This window comes from Micromonospora sp. NPDC049274, assembly GCF_040678875.1.
Lineage (GTDB): Bacteria > Actinomycetota > Actinomycetes > Mycobacteriales > Micromonosporaceae > Micromonospora.
On record NZ_JBFAQS010000012.1, the window covers coordinates 145,246 to 161,710 of the forward strand.

Below are 16,465 nucleotides of genomic sequence, written 5' to 3' on the forward strand. Positions count from 1 at the left end.
ACAGTGGACGTCTTCGGACTGCACATCCGCGACGAGATCCGCATCGATCAGGCGTTCGTCGACGCTCTGCCGCCCTCGCCCGCCAGCGGTGGTCGAGCGCTGGTCTTCATCGGCCGCCGGGTGGTGCTGCTCGGCGCGGTGATCCGCGGCTTCCGCGACGTCTTCGTCGTCGGTGACGAGGTGGTCGGCGAAGGCCCGGCCGGTAAGCCCTCGCTGGCGATGGAGGTACCCGGCACCGCGGCGCAGGGCGAGGAGGGTCTCGCCGGCCGCCAGTTGGTGATCCATGCCCGCAGGCTGACGGGCGTCTCCGCCACCAGCACCGGGCAGCAGGGCGGCACGGGTGTGACAGGCGCGCCCGGCCCACCGGTAAACGACCCGGGCGTCTCGCGGACCACCGCGCTGCCGCTGCCGCCACCGCCCCCGCTGCCGACCAGCGGAAATCCCGGTCTGCGTGGTGGTCCGGGCGGCCCCGGCGGAGCCGGAGGCCCGGTGCACGTCTTCTTCGTCGAGGCCTCCGGCACCAACACCTTCACCGGAGTCGGCGGCCCCGGTGGTGCGGGCGGCGCGGGTGGACCGGGTGGGCCAGGTATTCCGAACGACCCGGAGAACCAGGGGCAACCGGGGCCGCTGGGGGAGCCGGGTGGCGGGGGCGCCACCCGCGCCGCCGAGGTGCTGGCCCGCACCCCCGCGCAGTACGACGAGAAGCTACGCCCGCTGCTCTCCGGCCGTGGTGGCGACCGCTGGGCCGAACAGCGCGGCAAACAGGCGTGGTACGAGTTCCGCTCCGGCAACCTGACCGAGGCCGAACGGGAGTACGCAGCCGCCGAGCACCTTCGCCCGGGCAGCATGGCACCACAGCTGCGTGCCCTCATGGCCGATCACCGCACCGAGATCGGCGTGGAGCGCGACCTGGAGCTGGACCTGGTGCCGGCGGTCGACTTCTACGCCGGGCAGTGGCGAGCGGCGGCGGACACCCTCCGGGCCGCGCTGTTCGCGCCCGGCGACGGCCCGCTGCTGCTCGCCGGCGACCAGCAACGGCTGCTGCGGGCCCGGGAGGCGATCCGCACCCAGTTGACCGCTCTGCTGGGCGACCAGGGGCCGTTGGAGGAGACCATCGGGGAGAGCGCCCGGCGCCGACGGGCAGCCGCCGAGCAGGCCCAGCAGGCCTGCGGGCAGCTGATCGGCCAGAGTGTGCTGCGCGTCCAGGAACGGCTCGGCGACCTGACCGCCGCCGAGGCGCTGATCTCGTACGGCTCCGGCGCTGTCTCCGGATCCGACCTGGCCACGACGATCGCCCAGGTGCTCGGCGCACCCGATCCCACCCAGCCGCAGGGCGCCGCGGGGCTGCTGTTGCCGGCGGACACCACCCTGCTTGTCGACGCCGCCACCGCGGCCGGCGGCCCCTACCTCGCCGCGCGGCCCCCCACCATCCAGCTGGCCGCTGGCGGTGTGGGCCTGGCCGCGCACGGTCAGTGGGCCCAGCTCGGCACCCCCGGCTCCGGGCGGGTCGTGAACCTGCGCCGGGTCGCCGCCGACCTGCGCGCCGCCCAGGGTGACGAACCCCTGCGGAACCTGCTGATCGAGATGACCGAGGCCTGCCACAGCTGGCGGCTGGCGACACTGCGGCTGCGGCAGATCGCCGGCACGACGGCTGCCGTCGCCGACCTCAAACGGCGCGCCCGCGAGGCGATCAGGGACCTGGACTCGGTGGACACCGACGACCGGCCGGCCAAGTCGCAGGTGTCCCGACTGCTGCGCGGCCTGGTCTGCCTCTTCGACGCACTGGACCACTGGAGCCAACGGGCCCAGCGGGCGTTGAAGCTCTACATCCTGGACCGCGGCAACCCCGGCAGCATCTCGGGACAGACCGCGGCGCTGGCCTACCCGGACCTGGATCTGGACCTGGACGAGAAGATCGCGCCCGACTTCCCCGTGGGCGCCTACGACCTGATGATGAACGCCATCTTCACCCGGGACCCGGTGGCCGAGCGCGACAGGCACCGGGCCAAGGGGCGGTCACTCGTGGTCCAGGACGGCACCCAGGTGATCCACAACGCGTTCTCCGTCAACACGCACACCGCGGCGATCAACCGGTTCGTCAACGCCAAGTCGCTGTGGTTCGACCTGCCGCTGGCCACGCTGCCGCCCGGGCTGGCCGAGTTGAAGGTGGTGGGGGTGACCGTCAACCTGCGGGGGATGGCCGGCAACGACAACAGCCTGCCGATGACGATCACGCACGCGGGCTTCTCCCAACAGCGCGACCTCGATCTCGGCGTACACGACCTGACCGGTACGCCGGCCACCCAGGAGCTGGTGCTGCGCTTCGAACCGGCCACCCAGGTGTGGACCGGCGACACCGCAGCCGTCGCCGGTCAGGAGCACCTGTTCAGTCTGTACGGGCGTGGCCTCACCGGCGGCTGGACGCTTGCCTACGACTCGGTGACCGTTCCGTTCACCGGTTTGCAGCAGGTCGACGTCAACATTCAGTACGAGGCGATGGAGACCTTCGACTCGGTGTCGCTCAAACGGGTGGAGCATGCCCGCACCGGGCTCTTCGTCGGCGCCCAGGCCACCGGCCGGGTGCTGCTCACCGGCCCGGCACCGGCCGGTGGCAAGCGGGTCACGCTGCACAGCAGCCGGCCCGATCTGATCAAGGTCCCCGGTGGAGTCGACGTCGTCGCGGGAGCTTCCACGGCTGAGTTCTCGATCGACGTGCTGGCGCCCACCGGTCCGCAGCCGATCGACATCTCGGCCAGCCTGGCCGGCGTCCGGCGGGAGGCGATCGTGCACGTACCGCCACCGGTGCCGGCAGTACCGCTGGTGACGACGGTGTCGCTGGGTGGTCCCGGCGCGGTCGCGGCGGTGGCGGTGTCCCGCGACGGCGCCGGCGGACGGGTCTTCGCCACCCACTCACCTTCCGACCAGCCGGACGAGGACGGCACCCTGAGCAGTTGGGACCTGGCCCTGACCCAGGCGCGGACGGCCACCGTGGGGCACGGGCCGCGCGCGCTCACCGTGCAGCCGCAGGGCAACCACGGATTCGTGGTCAACGGTGGCCACCACGACTTCTCCGTGCAGCGCTTCGAGGTGGCCGCAGGCCTGCCACAAGCGGGGATCAGCAGGACGATCGGGCTGGGCGTGGTCGACGTGGCGCTCGACGCGGCCGCCCAGCGGCTCTACGTGGTGCACCAGGGCGGCGCGCCGCCAGTGGGAGTCGACATGCACGTGCGGGTGCTCGCCCCGACCGACCTCAGCGACCTCGACGTGGTGGGGGACGAGGACGGCTTCGCCGGGATCATCGCCGCCGCGGTGGACAGCGCCGCGGCACGCGTCTACGTTGCCCGGACCTACCGCGCCGGCGTACCGCAGACGGCAGCCATCTCGGTGATCACCCGGCGCGCGGACGGCCGGCACGCGGTCACCGGCACGATCGACCTGGAGGATGTGCTGCTGCAACCGGTCGACGTGGCGGTCGACGTACCGGCCGGATTGATCTTCGTGTCCTGTCTCGGCGGCAACACCACCCACCCCTCGGTCGTGGTGCTCGACCAGGGCGATTTCCCCACCGACGGCGGGACCCGACCGGTGCCGGCCGGCGCGGTGCTGCCGGTGCCCGGCGGTGGGCGGGCGGTGGCCACCCGACCGGGGACCGGCATCGGCTACGTCGCGACCTCAGCCGGTCTGCTCATGGTGGACGGCCGCTCCCGGGCCCTGCGGGTGGCGGTCAAGCTGGGCACCGCGCCGTGCTCGGTGGCCGTCGACCCGGTCACCGGCGTGGCCTACGTCGGTGACTTCGTCGCCGGCACCCTGAGCCGGGTGCTCACGCCGGCCGATGTGGCGCCTCGGGCGTGGCGCTAGCCGGGCCGATGCCCCGAGCGCGGGCGGCCGCCGCGGCCTCCTGCCGGGTACGCACCCCCAGCTTGTCGAAGATCGCCGCGACGTGGTGGTCCACGGTACGCACCGACAGCACCAGGTCGGCGGCGATCTCCGCGTTGGTCCGGCCAGCGCTGAGCTGGCTGAGCACCAGCAGTTGCCGCTCGGTGAGGTGGGCCGGGTTGGCCCGGGTGCCGCGGCGCGCCCCACGCGGGACCCGGGCACCTCGATGACGCAGCCGGCCCCGGACCAGATCGGCCGCCGCCGCCGCGCCGAGCCCGTCGAGCGTCCGCAGAGCCCCGGCCACCGTGTCTGCGTCCGGGGATTCGGCCAGCTCCAGAGCCTGCTCGTACGGGTCGCCATGGCTCGACCACAATTCCGCCGCGGTGGCCCAGTCACCACGGACACCTGCCGCATAGGCCCGGGTCACCACCAGATCGGACGCCTGCACGCCCGCCGCATCGGTCACTGGGCTGCTGACCGGGTCGACGATGACGCTGAGGCGGGCCAGGTACCGCACCGCCTCGGCCCGGAACGGCGCGGCACCCGGGTGCGCGAGGCGGGGCAGCAGCTCGGCGGCGACCTCCTCCGCGCGCCGACTGTCGTTGGTGAGCCAGGCCCACTCCAGGTAGGCGAGGCCGGCGTACGCCGTGCCCAGCAACAGCCGGCCGCGACGAGCCCTATCCCACGCCTGCGCCAGCAGCGGCGCGGCGGCCGGGTCACCCCGACGGGCGCGTAGCCGGGCGTACCAGGGGACGCTGTAGACGTACAGCATGTCCGGATCGGTCTGGCGCTGCGCCAGCGCACGCAGCCCGGGCTCGGCGCGGTCCCAGCCGCCGCGACGCAGTTCGACCAGCAGCTGGTGCACCCGCAGGTTGTAGGCGTGCGACCAGAAGCCGTGCTCCTCGGCGAAGGCCAGCCCGGCGCGCACGCACCCGGCCGCCTCGACCAGGGCACCCATCCGGAAGAGCATCTCGCCGAGGTTGGTGTAGCCGCGCGCGACATACTCCAGCAGGCCGTCCTCGCGGGCCGTGTCCACGCTCTGGCGCAGCATGGCCAGCCCACCGGCGTCACCCACCTCGATCCGGGCGATGCCGAGATAGTTGAGGCACAGCGTGTCCAGGTCGGTGCGCCCGGCCCGACCGGCCCGCTTGCGCGCCGACTCCAGGGCGGTGACCGCCCGCGCGAAGTCGGCGGTCAACGCCAGGATCGCGCCCTGATAGAGGAGCGCGTGCGCCGCCGCCGCGTCGTCGGCCCCCCTGTCGAGGATCCGCACGGCCTCACCCGCGGTCCGCTCAGCGGCGTCGGTCTCGCCGGCCATGAACTGGTGCCGGGAGACGCGGATCAGGCAGCGCCCCCGGGCCGGCTCGTCGCCGAGCGCGGCGTACTCCCGGGCGGCCTGCTCGCCGGCCCGCACCGCCTCGTGGAACCGGTGCGCGTTGTAGAGCTCCCAGCCGTACTCGTCCAACAGTGCGGCGCTCTCCGCGCCACCCAGCCGGTCGCGGTAGGGCAGCACCGACTCGAGGAGCACCAGTGCTTCCCGGTGCGAGCCCGCCGCCGCCGCGGCTCGGGCCGCGCTCGGGCCGACCGCGACCACTGTCGCCGGATCGTCCCCGGCGACCGCGTGGTGCACCAGGCGCCCCCGGTCCGGCGACGACTCGGCCCGCAACGCCGCCAGCACCCGGCGGTGCAGCAGCCGTCGACGCAGCTCAGGCAGGTCGGCCTCGATCGCCCGTCGGGCCAACTCGTGTCGGAAGGCCAGACCGTCCGACCGTACCTCGATCACCCCGTTCTGCTCCGCCTCGGCCAGCGCGGCCAACGCCTGCGGCCCGAGCAGGACGGCGGCCAGGTCCACCCCGACCGCCCGCGGGACCACGCAGAGCTGCGCCAACGCCTCCTGACAGGCGGGTGCGAGGCGGCGGCACCGGGCGCGGACCGCGTCGCGCACCGCCCCCGAGGCGGCCGAGCCGTCGGACGCCAACGACTCACTGACGAAGAACGGGTTGCCGCCGGTCAGGGCGTGCAGCGCCGCGCCGTCGTGGCCGGTGCCGGCCGCCATTCGGGCCACCGCGGCCGCGGACAGCGGGGCCAGCGGGACTCGGACCACCGGCGCCGCGGTCAACGATCCCAGCAGGCGGTGCACGGGGTGCGCATCGTCCACGTCGTCCCGCATGGTCAACAGCAGGACGGCCGGCAGCGGCCCTATGCGCCGGGAGGTGTAGACCAACACGTCGATGGTCGCCTCATCCGCCCAGTGGATGTCCTCCACCACGAGGAGCGTCGCGGGGGCGCCGCGCAGCTCGGCCAGCATCGCGGGCAGCACAGCCACCAACGGGTACGCCCTGGCCACGGCGCTCGGCGCGGTCGGTGGGTGCGGCTCGGCCAGGGCGGCCGCCAGAGGGCCCCCGTGATTCGCCACCGCCTCGCGCAACGGCGCCAGAGGAGCAGGGGCGATCAGATCGTCGCAGCCGCCGGAGAGTGTCCGCACCGCCGGATCGACCTCGGCGAGCAGTTGACGCACCACGCTCGTCTTGCCGATCCCCGCCTCACCGGTGAGCAGCGCCACCGACCCGGCGCCGCCCAGCGCGGCGTCGACGGCGGCCCGCAGCGTGGTCAGCGCAGACCGGCGCTCGAGGAGCTGCGTAGGCATTCTTCGATGGTGCCACCCGCGTCGAGGGCGATTCTGGTTGAGACGGCTTGCTGACCAAGCTGCCCGAGGCCGGTGCCCTCATTGTCGGTCCTTCTGAAGCCGGGTGCCTGCCGTCGCATCGAGCAACGTCCGGAGCGGGCCCTTCAGGCTGGTGACCTCTTCGCCGCGACTGAAGAGATCACCAGCGCAGTTAGGCTTGCGCGAGCTTCAGAGTTGCGCTGAGCGTCAACGGCGGTGGGGCGATGGGTCGTTCGCCCCTCGGACACCGCTTCTCGTGGAGATCCACGATAGATCAACTCCTCTCGCGTGGGGACGCGAGTGGTGGGGCCCCTGTATGCGCAACAAGCTCAGGGAGCAGCTGCAACCTGCGCTGACGCCGTCGCCTTCGTGCTGGCGGGGGCGTAAGTGACCCCGGTAGAGACCTATTCGCCGGGGTCTTGGGACAAATTGCTGCGTCGCCTCGGCGAGATCGCGGACGCGGCATCCTTCTAGGCGCGTACGAGGGACGAGCAGGGACGCTTGAAACAACCGAGTTACCTCGTGAGTGCGGTCAGCGACGAGGGCCACATCGATCTCGTCAGCACCATCGACGACGCGGCGGCCAATGATCCCGGCGGCGCGCGAGCACTCCTCGCGACCGTCCGCGATGCGGCGGACCTGGCCGCCCCGGTGGCGGTCGCCGTCGCAGTACGAGGTTCGCTGACTGACACGCCGCTGGAGGCTGCGCTCAGCAGTTCCTCGGCGGACTACCGCAAGCGTCCAGGCGAGGTGCTGCGCAACTACGGTTGGCTGACCGTGCTCAGCGACGAGATGGCCGAGCGCGTCGGCGGTGCTGATCGCACCGGTTGAGTCCATACAGTCCGGTCCTAGTCGAGTAGGCGGGCCAGCTTGGTGCAGGGTTCGCGAAGGTGGGATCATCGCGGCCATGATCGAAGGAATTGAGTCCTCCGTCCCCCGGTGAGCGCGATGACCGAGCCTGGACTGCCCGGACCCCAGATCGCCCTGTTCGAGCACGCTCTGCGTCTCCATCAGCAACATCCTGACGGTGCTCTGCCTCGCGACGGTGAACCGTATCCCGACCATCACCGTCACCGCTCGCGGCCGTCATACCAGCGTGCGATGGATCGACGACTCTACGGGGCCGATGTCGCTGTCATCCTCGACAGGCACTTCAACGAGCCTGACGCGCAGGCGAGTGAACTTGTCGACGCCTTCCGCGATGTCTACGTCCCGATCCACCGCAACGACCACATCGTTGCCGCGGCGCTGCGCGCGGATCGGCAGCGCATGCGGCAGACCGGCCGGTGGTTGGTGCGGCACAGCAACGACCGCAATGCCGCCACAGTCGGGCTCGCGCTGCTGGCCGCCGATCGGGCCGAGGAGGACATCCCGCTTATCCAAACCATCGGTCTGCTGTCCGACCATTTCGGGCCGTTGGCCGCCGAGGCGTTGCAGCGCCGCCGTGGAGGTGCCGAAGCGCTGCAATGGCTCGCCGAGCGCATCGCGGGCTGGGGCCGGGTCTACGTCGTCGAGGCGCTATGCCGACAAGCCGCCTCCAACTCCCGGGCATGGTTACTGCGCCACGCCTGCGACGGCGACTACCTCAACGGCTACTTCGCCGGCAAGGTTGCCACCACAGCGCACCTGCACGAAGCGATCACCAGCACCGATGCCGACGAGGAGCTGATCGATCACACCGGCCGGCTCCTGAGGATCATGGCCGACTGCGATGGCATGGGCATGACTCTCGAGCACTACCCGCCGGCAGCTGCCGTGCTGGCCGCGCATGCTGCTCACCTCGCCCAGCAGCCGCCGACAGCGGACCGATACGTCGATGCCGCGATCATCGCCAACTATCTGACGGCCAAGCCTCCGAAGCGGTGCGGCTGCACTGCCGAGCAGCGGGACCGCATCGTGCAGCATTACCTCGCAGTACTCGACCAGCCGGATTGGCGCAACGCGGTCCGCGCACGCCCCGGCCCGACCAGCAACTTCTTCGCCTGGTTCGTCGACCATGTAGCAGCGCGGCTGCGTCTCGGCGCGCTTTCCGACGTGGCTGAAAGTGGCGAGCGATGAACCGCAGCGGCCGGATGGAAACCGCCGGTTTGCTGGTCAACGCCGGGGCAAGTGTCGAACCGGTCAGTCGTTTCAGCATGACGCCGCCCCGCGTCGTCATGCTCCTGCAAGGCTTGCCAGGCACGGTCACACTGCGGATATGCGGTCGCGACGGTGGGTACGCGTCGTGGCTCTGGCCGTCTGCGTCCTGTTCGCGGCGGCGGTCGGCGCGTGGCAGGGCTGGCGGAACGTGACGGTGGACCCGCCTGCGCCTCCGGCGGTCTGCCCGCTCGTCCGGACGGAGGTGTTCGACCGCCTCGTGCCCGCGCACGGTCCCCCACAGGTCGGAGAGCAGAACGCCCCCGGCATGCGCTCGAACTACTGTCTGGTCAAGAGCACGCACATCAGAGCCACCTACCTGTGGGTGTCACTCGGGCGTTTCGGGCGGCACGAGGGCCGCGGCCCTCGTTGCGTGGACCGGGACGGATTGCAGACGGTCGTCAACGGACGGAATCATCCTCTGGCGCTCGGGGACAGCGCCGTCTACTTCTTGGCGGGTGACCCCGCGACGGGACGGCGCATCAACTTCTCGACGTGTCTCGGCACCTACGGGGTGGTCGTCGCCTACGAGGCGTACGACACCGCCGACGCCGCAATGGTCGAGTCAGCCGCAGCCGTTGCGCAGGAGGTGCTGTCGTGGCTTTGAACGGGCCCCCGTTGTGGGCGTTGCGTCCGGACGACCTGCACCGCCCTGAGCGCTCGGGCCACCGGTTGTCACCGCGGCAGTGGCTGCTGGTCGCCGCAGCGGTGTCGCTCGTCATCGCTGTCGGCATCGCCGCCTGGAACGTCGGCCGGCTGGCGGCGCCGGCGCTCGTAGGGTGGCAGATCAGCCTGACTGACGAGTTCGCGGACGCCCCGCCGCTACCCGACCTGCCGGTGCCCGCGACGACGCGCTGACGTCTCCCGCCCAGCCCGTCGGCGCGGAGGACAGGGCAGTTCGCGACGACGTGGCGCAGGTCGAGGGATGGGTTGCCGAGGAACACGTCGTTCGGTTGCTTCGGCCGATCAGTGCCTAGGTCGGTTATGCGTACGACGACCTGGACGAGGCGGCACTGATCGGCGCACTCGATGGCACCAGCGACGATGCAGTCGAGGGCTGGTTCGAGTACCCGCTGGCAGGCACGCCCACGCGGGTAGTCCGGCTGGCGCAGTCGCCCGGTAGCAGTGGTCAGTGTCCGCGTCGAAGGCGCCATGGATTTGGTACTGGCTACACGGACGGAGACGGTGCTGGATCTGCTGTAGCGGCTCCCGGAAACAGCACCTTGTGGTGTCGGGATCTTCCGCACTCCGCGTGCTAGGCGGCGTTCCACCGAGCTGGCCCGGGTGCCGTACGGACGTTAGAGGGCGTGCTGGCCGTGAGCACGCGACCGCCCGGTGCGAGCCCGTTTAGAGGAGGCAGGTGGGACTCCGGGGATGGTGTGGTCCGCATGGTCGTCACGATGCGTCGAATGCCAGGGTGTGGTGGGAACGGATGACCTGCACGTCGGCGAGCAGACGAGAAGCCGCCATGCTGGAACGGCCGCCAGGGCTGGCCAGCATTGCCGCCAGGGCGGCGTCGTCGCGCCAGCGTGCGTGGTGGATGACATGTCGCCCGTCGTCGGATCGGCTCAGTGTCGAGCCGAGGAATCCGGGCGTGCGCTCCAGGACGTCGTGGCCGTTGGCGGTCAGCAGCGCGTACAGCTGGTCCTGGTGTTGTTCGGTCACGGTGAAGACGCTCGTCACGGTCAGCTCGCCGCTCGCGGCTGCCGGATTCTCTGGTCGACCGGCCGGGCGCTCGGTGGGGGCGGTCATCGCTGAGCCGCCATGGTCTTGCGGACGGCGACGATCGTGACCGCGACGAGGGTGGCGAAGACCGGTCCCGTGGCCGCGTGGGCGACGGCGAGCACGATGGTGTCGCCCCGGTCGTAGAAGATCACCTGCACGGTGGCGTTGATGACGTTGATACCGATCGCCGTACTGGTGGCGGTCAGGTGGACGCGGCGCAGCGCGGCGTTGCGGTACCAGTCGTGCGGGCCGCCGGTGACCCGGTTGAGCAGCAGTCCGGTCAACGGGCGGCGGGCGATGATGGTGGCCAGGCAGGCCATGATCACGGCGAACGGGATCAGAGTTGGGACTAGGAAGAAGCCCCGCGCTTCGCCGGTGACCGCGGCGACCACCGCACACACCGCCACCGCCAGGATGCCGATCAGTGCCGATCTCGGCGACTGTCGGCGCGCCAGCCGGTAGCCCAGGCCGGCGAGAGCGGTCACGGCAGCGGCGGTGATCGCCGGGTACAGGGAGGCCGCGAGGTTCACAGCCACGAACACCAGGCCCGGGGCCGCGGCCACGAGGATCCCGACCCAGCGCTCAGGGTCACTCCAGGTTTGCCTGATCGCCGCCCACCCCGACTCCGGTCCCTGGTGGCGGCCCTGCTGCGGGCCAGATCGGGGTCGTGGTTCGAGGTTGCGGCTGGTGTCGTGCTCGGGCATTCGATCGCCGATCGTGAGGGTGGCTCGTTGGTTGCTCATGGCCAAAATAGTTACACGTGAAACGGTTTCTTGCAAACCAGTGTCACGTGAGATAGTGTTCAGGTGTGCCTAATGAATCAGTTTTCGCCGACCAGTCAGCTACGTCCGGCACTCCGGAAAACCCGGAGGAGGGGTCGCCCTTTGCGATCGGGCTACTGCTGCGTCGAGCGCACGACCGCGTAGCGGCGGCGATGGACGCTGCTTTGGCGCCGTTCGGCATCGAGCGGCGCCACCTGATGGTGATGATGCGGCTGCACGCCTCGGGGCCGCTCAGCCAACGTGACCTCGTCGCGCACACAAACCACGACAAAGCCTCGATCGTCCGGATCGTCGACGACCTCGAACGACTCGATCTCGCGTCACGCCAGCTGGTACCCGGCGATCGGCGGCTGCGGGCCGTCACCCTGACCGAGCACGGCCGTGAGGTCTTCGCCCAAGCGCACCAGGCTGCCGAACCCGCAGCCTCGGCCGCAACGGCACCCCTCACTGCCGCACAGGCCCAGCAACTCCAGCGGCTCCTGCGCGCGATGGTCGCCCCCGTGAACCCACCGGCCTGATACTCCGGCAGCTCACCGACCGTCTCGGGGCGCCCGGTGTCGGCCGGCGGGACCTACCGCCAGCTCGCTGGCACGAAAGGCAGCACCTCATGCGCGTTCTCATCATCGGCGCGGGCCTCGGCGGCCTGACTCTCCTGCACGGACTACGAAGCGCGGGAATCGACGCCCGAGTTTTCGAACGGTCGGCGCACCGTGCACAGCAACCGGCCAGCTACGGGATCCACCTCAACGCCGACGGCCTGCGCGCTCTGCACGCCTGCCTCCCCGCTGAGAACTGGAAGATGGTCGACGCGGCCGGGACTCCCGTACCGCTGATCGTCCGATTCCACGACCCCCGCAGCGGCGTCCTGGCCAGCATCGACAAGAGGTTCCCCGAAGACACCACCGACCCGATCACCAAACGCCGCGCGATCAGCCGCGGCAAGCTCCACGAAGCCCTCCTGCACAACACCCGCACCGACGACGCGGAACCTCTCGTGCACTGGGGCAAGAAGTTCACCCACTACGAACTGCGCAGCGACGGCGTCCGGGCGTTCTTCGCCGACGGCTCCCACGCCGACGGCGACATCCTGGTCGGCGCCGACGGCAGCAACTCCCGGGTACGCCACCAGCGTCTTCCTGGCCTGCAACGTCAGGAACTCGGCATCATCAACATCGCCGGTCGCGTCCCCCTGGCAGGCACCGTCGCCGCCGCCCTGCCGGCTGACCTCACCGATGGCGGCATCAACAACGTCGTCCCCGCCCGCAACGGGTGGATGTTCCTCTCCACCTGGCCCACTGGCGATCCCGACAACACCGACGTCAGCAACGGCGCCGCCGAGTACGTCGTCTGGGCCTGGGCCGGATCGGAGAACTCGTACCCGCAGGGAATGAAGGACCTCGACGGAATCCAGCTCAAGCGACTCGTCGCCGAGCGCGTCCACGACTGGGCAGCACCGCTACGGACCCTGGTCGACGCCACGGACGCCGCGACCATCACCACAGTGCCGCTACGGACCATGCCCCAGCTCCCCGCGTGGGCACCCTCGCGAGTCACACTCCTCGGCGACGCCATTCACAACATGACACCCATGGCAGGCATCGGCGCCAACACCGCCCTGCGCGATGCCGACCACCTCCGCCGAACCCTCAACGCCGGCATCGACCCGGTAAGCGGCATCGGTGTCTACGAAACCGCGATGCGGCACTACGCCAACCAGGCCCTGGCCCTCTCCACCCGAAACGCCACCAACGCCGCTCTCGCCACGCCAGCGAACCGGACCGCGTTCCGTGTGCTTCTCCGTGCTAGCGCGCTGATCCCCGCCCTACGGCGCAAGATCTTCGGGCCGTCGATCTAATCGACCAGAACATCTGTGAGGGCCATCCTGGCTTCGCGACAGCCGGAGCGGCGACCGAACCGGCGTCGGCCTCATGGCGCGACCCGTGCCACCCTCATCGTGGCGAGTGGGCTCTGGCCGCCGCCGACGGGCACTGTCCGAGGTGGCAGGCAGCCAACGAACCAGTGCTCCCACTCGCCTGAGGCGAGGGGTGGGCCGCCCAGCTCCGGGCCCGACGAGCGGCGGTCCTGGATACGACGGAAACTCGCCTGCTGGCTGGACCGGATCTCGACCCCGAACAATATCCGCCCCTCGACCCGCGTGAACCGGTGCCCGACGGCGCGGGCCTCCTTCTGCCGGGCCCGGCGGACGAACTGCCCGAACCTCCGGCCGAATCGATGCCGGACGATGGTGCAACGCTGACGGCGTGCACGGGCCGGCATAGATCAGTCCGCGAACGGGGGCGACACCAGCCCGACCGCCGATGCCGCCGCCGACGGCGCCCGACGCGTCGGGCGCCGCCCACCGGATCCAAACCCGTTCCGGCTGTCGACAGGGCTAATGTGAGGAGGGTGAGCGGACGGGGCGGGTCAGCGAAGGCCGCCGTTCTGGACGGGGCCGCAGCGTCGGCACCGCACCGATGGCCCCATCAGCAGGCGCGAATCGCCCCCGAAGCCCTGATTGTGCCGAATCTAGCGTTATTGATGTTCGTCGAAGGCGCGGTAGCCCGGTCGCAAAGCATCGCCGCTGCACCTCGCCGGAGTTCCATCGGGTCCGTGGCTTGAATGGCGGGCCGGGAGCGGTTGTCGCCGCTGCTGCAGGCCGTCGTCGGCATCGGCAGCGATCTCGATCTGCGGAGCACCCTGTCGCGGATCGTCGTGGCGGCCTGTCAGGTGGCGGGCGCCCGTTACGGTGCCCTGGGCGTCATCGGACCTGACCGCAGTCTCGTCGAGTTCATCACCGACGGAATGACCGTCACCGAGCGAGACCATATCGGTGACCTTCCCACCGGCCGTGGCGTACTGGGTCTGCTCATCGACGAGCCCATGCCGATCCGGTTGCAGGACATCAGCCGCCATCCCCGTTCGCTGGGCTTCCCGCCCGGCCATCCGGTGATGCGCTCCTTTCTCGGGGTTCCGGTGCGCATCCGCGACCAGCTGTACGGCAACCTCTACCTGACCGAGAAACGCGGTGCCGCCGAGTTCAGCGACGCCGACGAGGAGATTGTCATCGCCCTCGCCGCAGCCGCCGGGATCGCTCTCGACAACGCCCGGCTCTACGCGGCGGCGGGCCGGCGCCAGCGCTGGCTCCAGGCGACCGCGGAGATCACCGACACCCTCGTCGGCCAGGTCGATCGCAGCGATGTGCTGCGGCTGGTGGTGGACCACGCCCGCGAGGTCGCCGATGCCGCGCTCGTCGCGATCCTGCTGCACAACGAGACGACCGGTGAGCTGCGTGTCGAGGTCACCGCGCCGCCGAACGCGGCGCTGGACCGGGCGTCGATCCCGCTCGACGGTACGCCGTTCGAGCAGATCATTGCCGCTGGCGGCCATGTCCTGATCGACAATCTGGACGTCGCTGCGGTCTGGCCCGCCTCGTTGCCGACAGGACCGGCGCTGCTGGCGCCGTTGGCGATGACCGGAGCTGTGCAGGGGGTGCTCGTGGTGATCCTGCCGACGAGCAGCGTGGGCTTCGACAGTGATTCGGACATCAACATGATCACCACGTTCGCCTCCCAGGCTGCCCTCGCCGTCGAGCGGGCACGGGCGCAGGAGGAACGCGAGATGATGGTGGTGCTGGCCGATCGGGAGCGCATCGCACGGGACCTGCACGACGTGGTGATCCAGCGGTTGTTCGCCACCGGTCTCGGCCTGCAGGGGCTGACGCGCCGAGCCGAACCCACAGACGTCCGGGAGCGCGTGGACCAGTCCATCGACGAACTCGACGCGACCATCCGCGACATTCGCAACGCCATCTTCGGCCTGCACAAGCCGGCCCTCGGATCGGTGCGCGCCGCGCTGACAGCGGCCGCCGACGAGGCGACGAAGAGCTTGGGTTTCCGACCGCACCTGACCATCACCGGGGCTGTTGACCTCGCGGTCCCAGATACGCTGCGCGCCGACCTGATCGCGGTCCTGGGGGAAGCGCTGTCGAACATCGTCCAACACGCGCGCGCGACAACTGTCACGATCGCTGTCGCGGTTGACGCAGGTCGACTCATCTTGCGGGTGGCCGATGACGGCGTCGGCATCGGCGCAGCGGCGGGCGGCAATGGGCTCGGCAATCTCCGCAGCCGCGCGGAGGAGCGCGGCGGCACCTTCGTCGTCACCGACGTTCACCCCCATGGCGCCATGCTGGTGTGGGACGTGCCCCTCAAGAGCTGACCGCTCCGCCAGTTCCTCCAGCTCCTCCCGGAGTCCCGGTCCTACCAGGTCTTTCGGCACTTCGGGCACCTGCTGCCCTCCGCGATCCTGGAGACACGGCCACTCACGCCCGGTCGAGGCCGGCAATGCCGGCCGCGAGAGGAACTGCCATGACTAGCGCCACCGTATCGAAATGGCTACCGGCCGGCCTGGCACCGCTGGAGATATCGCTGCTGTCGCTGCTGTCGCATCTGCCGAGCACAGCGCGGATCGAAGAGCAGGTCGACGACGAGAGGTACACGCTGCGGGGCCTGCCACGTGTCGTCCGATCAGCGGGAGCTGCCCCGCATCAGGTTGGTGGCGAGGACTGCCGCCTGGGTGCGCCGCTCGAGGCCGAGTTTCGTCAGGACGCTCGAGACATAATTCTTCACCGTCTTGTCGGCCAGGAACATCTCCTGCGCGATCTCCTTGTTCGTCATGCCCTGCGCGATGTGCCGAAGGATCTTCAGCTCCTGGTCGGTCAGCGACTTGAGCTCATCGGGCGCCTCCACACCATCGCGGATGCGCGACAGCACTCTGGCGGTGACGGCCGGATCGAGCAGCGACTGCCCGGCGGCGACCCGGCGCACCGCGTCGAGCAGATCGATACCACGAATCTGTTTCAACACGTATCCGGCGGCCCCGGCCATGATGGCCGCGAAGAGCGCCTCGTCATCGTCGTACGACGTCAGGATCAGCCCGTGAATGGTGGGGTCGATCGCGCGCACGTCCCGGCAGACGTCGATCCCGTTGCCGTCAGGCAGGCGGGCGTCGAGGATCGCCACGTCCGGCCGCAGCGCCGGTATGCGATGCGCAGCCTCGACCGCCGATCCGGATTCCCCGACGACCTCGATGTCACCGTCTTGAGTCAGCAGCTCGCAGATGCCGCGACGGACAACCTCATGGTCATCGAGCAGAAAGACACGGATCATCTTCCCGTTGTACTCCTCTGCGGCCTGATTGAGCAGGGCCCAACGGCCCTTCCTGGTAGTTCCGCACCGAGACACACGAAGGTTCAGGCCTTATGGCCCTGCCTGTCCGCTCC

Annotated in this window: 12 protein-coding genes; 8 read left to right on the forward strand and 4 right to left on the reverse strand. The window is 70.4% G+C overall.

Translation table 11 applies throughout. The annotated features are described in order from the left end of the window. The first annotated feature begins 3 nt into the window (after window positions 1-3). Window positions 4-3,858, forward strand: a complete 3,855-nt coding sequence (locus AB0K10_RS22590; RefSeq protein ID WP_363686395.1) for a hypothetical protein — start codon at window positions 4-6, stop codon at window positions 3,856-3,858. Here the strand turns inward: AB0K10_RS22590 and AB0K10_RS22595 are convergent. Beyond that, window positions 3,821-6,523 (reverse strand): AAA family ATPase, encoded by a 2,703-nt coding sequence (locus AB0K10_RS22595; RefSeq protein WP_363686397.1) that lies wholly within the window; start codon window positions 6,521-6,523, stop codon window positions 3,821-3,823. The two genes, AB0K10_RS22590 and AB0K10_RS22595, sit on opposite strands and share 38 nt — an antisense overlap. Window positions 6,524-7,063: 540 nt before the next feature. Here AB0K10_RS22595 and AB0K10_RS22600 point away from each other — a divergent pair. The 4 genes from AB0K10_RS22600 (at window position 7,064) to AB0K10_RS22615 (ending at window position 9,535) form a co-directional block, all read left to right on the forward strand. After that, window positions 7,064-7,372 (forward strand): hypothetical protein, encoded by a 309-nt coding sequence (locus AB0K10_RS22600; protein WP_363686399.1) that lies wholly within the window; start codon window positions 7,064-7,066, stop codon window positions 7,370-7,372. A 270-nt stretch (window positions 7,373-7,642) separates the two neighbouring features. Then, window positions 7,643-8,599 (forward strand): hypothetical protein, encoded by a 957-nt coding sequence (locus AB0K10_RS22605; RefSeq protein ID WP_363686401.1) that lies wholly within the window; start codon window positions 7,643-7,645, stop codon window positions 8,597-8,599. Window positions 8,600-8,738: 139 nt separating this feature from the next. After that, a complete protein-coding gene (locus tag AB0K10_RS22610; protein ID WP_363686403.1) occupies window positions 8,739-9,284 on the forward strand; it encodes a hypothetical protein in 546 nt (181 codons plus the stop codon). Continuing rightward, window positions 9,275-9,535, forward strand: a complete 261-nt coding sequence (locus AB0K10_RS22615; protein ID WP_363686405.1) for a hypothetical protein — start codon at window positions 9,275-9,277, stop codon at window positions 9,533-9,535. Before AB0K10_RS22610 ends, AB0K10_RS22615 begins: the two co-directional genes overlap by 10 nt. Window positions 9,536-10,072: 537 nt before the next feature. On the opposite strand, the gene AB0K10_RS22620 is transcribed toward AB0K10_RS22615, so the two are convergent. Together AB0K10_RS22620 and AB0K10_RS22625 are read right to left on the reverse strand one after the other, a co-directional pair. Beyond that, a complete protein-coding gene (locus AB0K10_RS22620; protein WP_363686407.1) occupies window positions 10,073-10,429 on the reverse strand; it encodes an antibiotic biosynthesis monooxygenase in 357 nt (118 codons plus the stop codon). Continuing rightward, window positions 10,426-11,145 carry a DUF3159 domain-containing protein gene (locus tag AB0K10_RS22625; RefSeq protein WP_363686408.1) on the reverse strand — a complete coding sequence of 240 codons (720 nt, stop codon included), beginning with the start codon at window positions 11,143-11,145 and terminating at the stop codon, window positions 10,426-10,428. Before AB0K10_RS22625 ends, AB0K10_RS22620 begins: the two co-directional genes overlap by 4 nt. A 203-nt stretch (window positions 11,146-11,348) precedes the next feature. Here AB0K10_RS22625 and AB0K10_RS22630 point away from each other — a divergent pair, with 203 nt between their 5' ends. The 3 genes from AB0K10_RS22630 (at window position 11,349) to AB0K10_RS22640 (ending at window position 15,402) form a co-directional block, all read left to right on the forward strand. Then, a complete protein-coding gene (locus AB0K10_RS22630) occupies window positions 11,349-11,702 on the forward strand; it encodes a MarR family transcriptional regulator (RefSeq protein ID WP_363686410.1) in 354 nt (117 codons plus the stop codon). Between the two features lie 89 nt (window positions 11,703-11,791). Continuing rightward, window positions 11,792-13,039, forward strand: coding sequence for an NAD(P)/FAD-dependent oxidoreductase (locus tag AB0K10_RS22635; RefSeq protein WP_363686412.1), 1,248 nt, complete (start codon window positions 11,792-11,794; stop codon window positions 13,037-13,039). A 764-nt stretch (window positions 13,040-13,803) separates the two neighbouring features. Next, window positions 13,804-15,402 carry a GAF domain-containing protein gene (locus AB0K10_RS22640; protein WP_363686414.1) on the forward strand — a complete coding sequence of 533 codons (1,599 nt, stop codon included), beginning with the start codon at window positions 13,804-13,806 and terminating at the stop codon, window positions 15,400-15,402. Between the two features lie 308 nt (window positions 15,403-15,710). Here the strand turns inward: AB0K10_RS22640 and AB0K10_RS22645 are convergent, their stop codons facing one another. Further along, window positions 15,711-16,352, reverse strand: coding sequence for a response regulator transcription factor (locus AB0K10_RS22645; RefSeq protein WP_306270757.1), 642 nt, complete (start codon window positions 16,350-16,352; stop codon window positions 15,711-15,713). Window positions 16,353-16,465 lie beyond the last annotated feature (113 nt).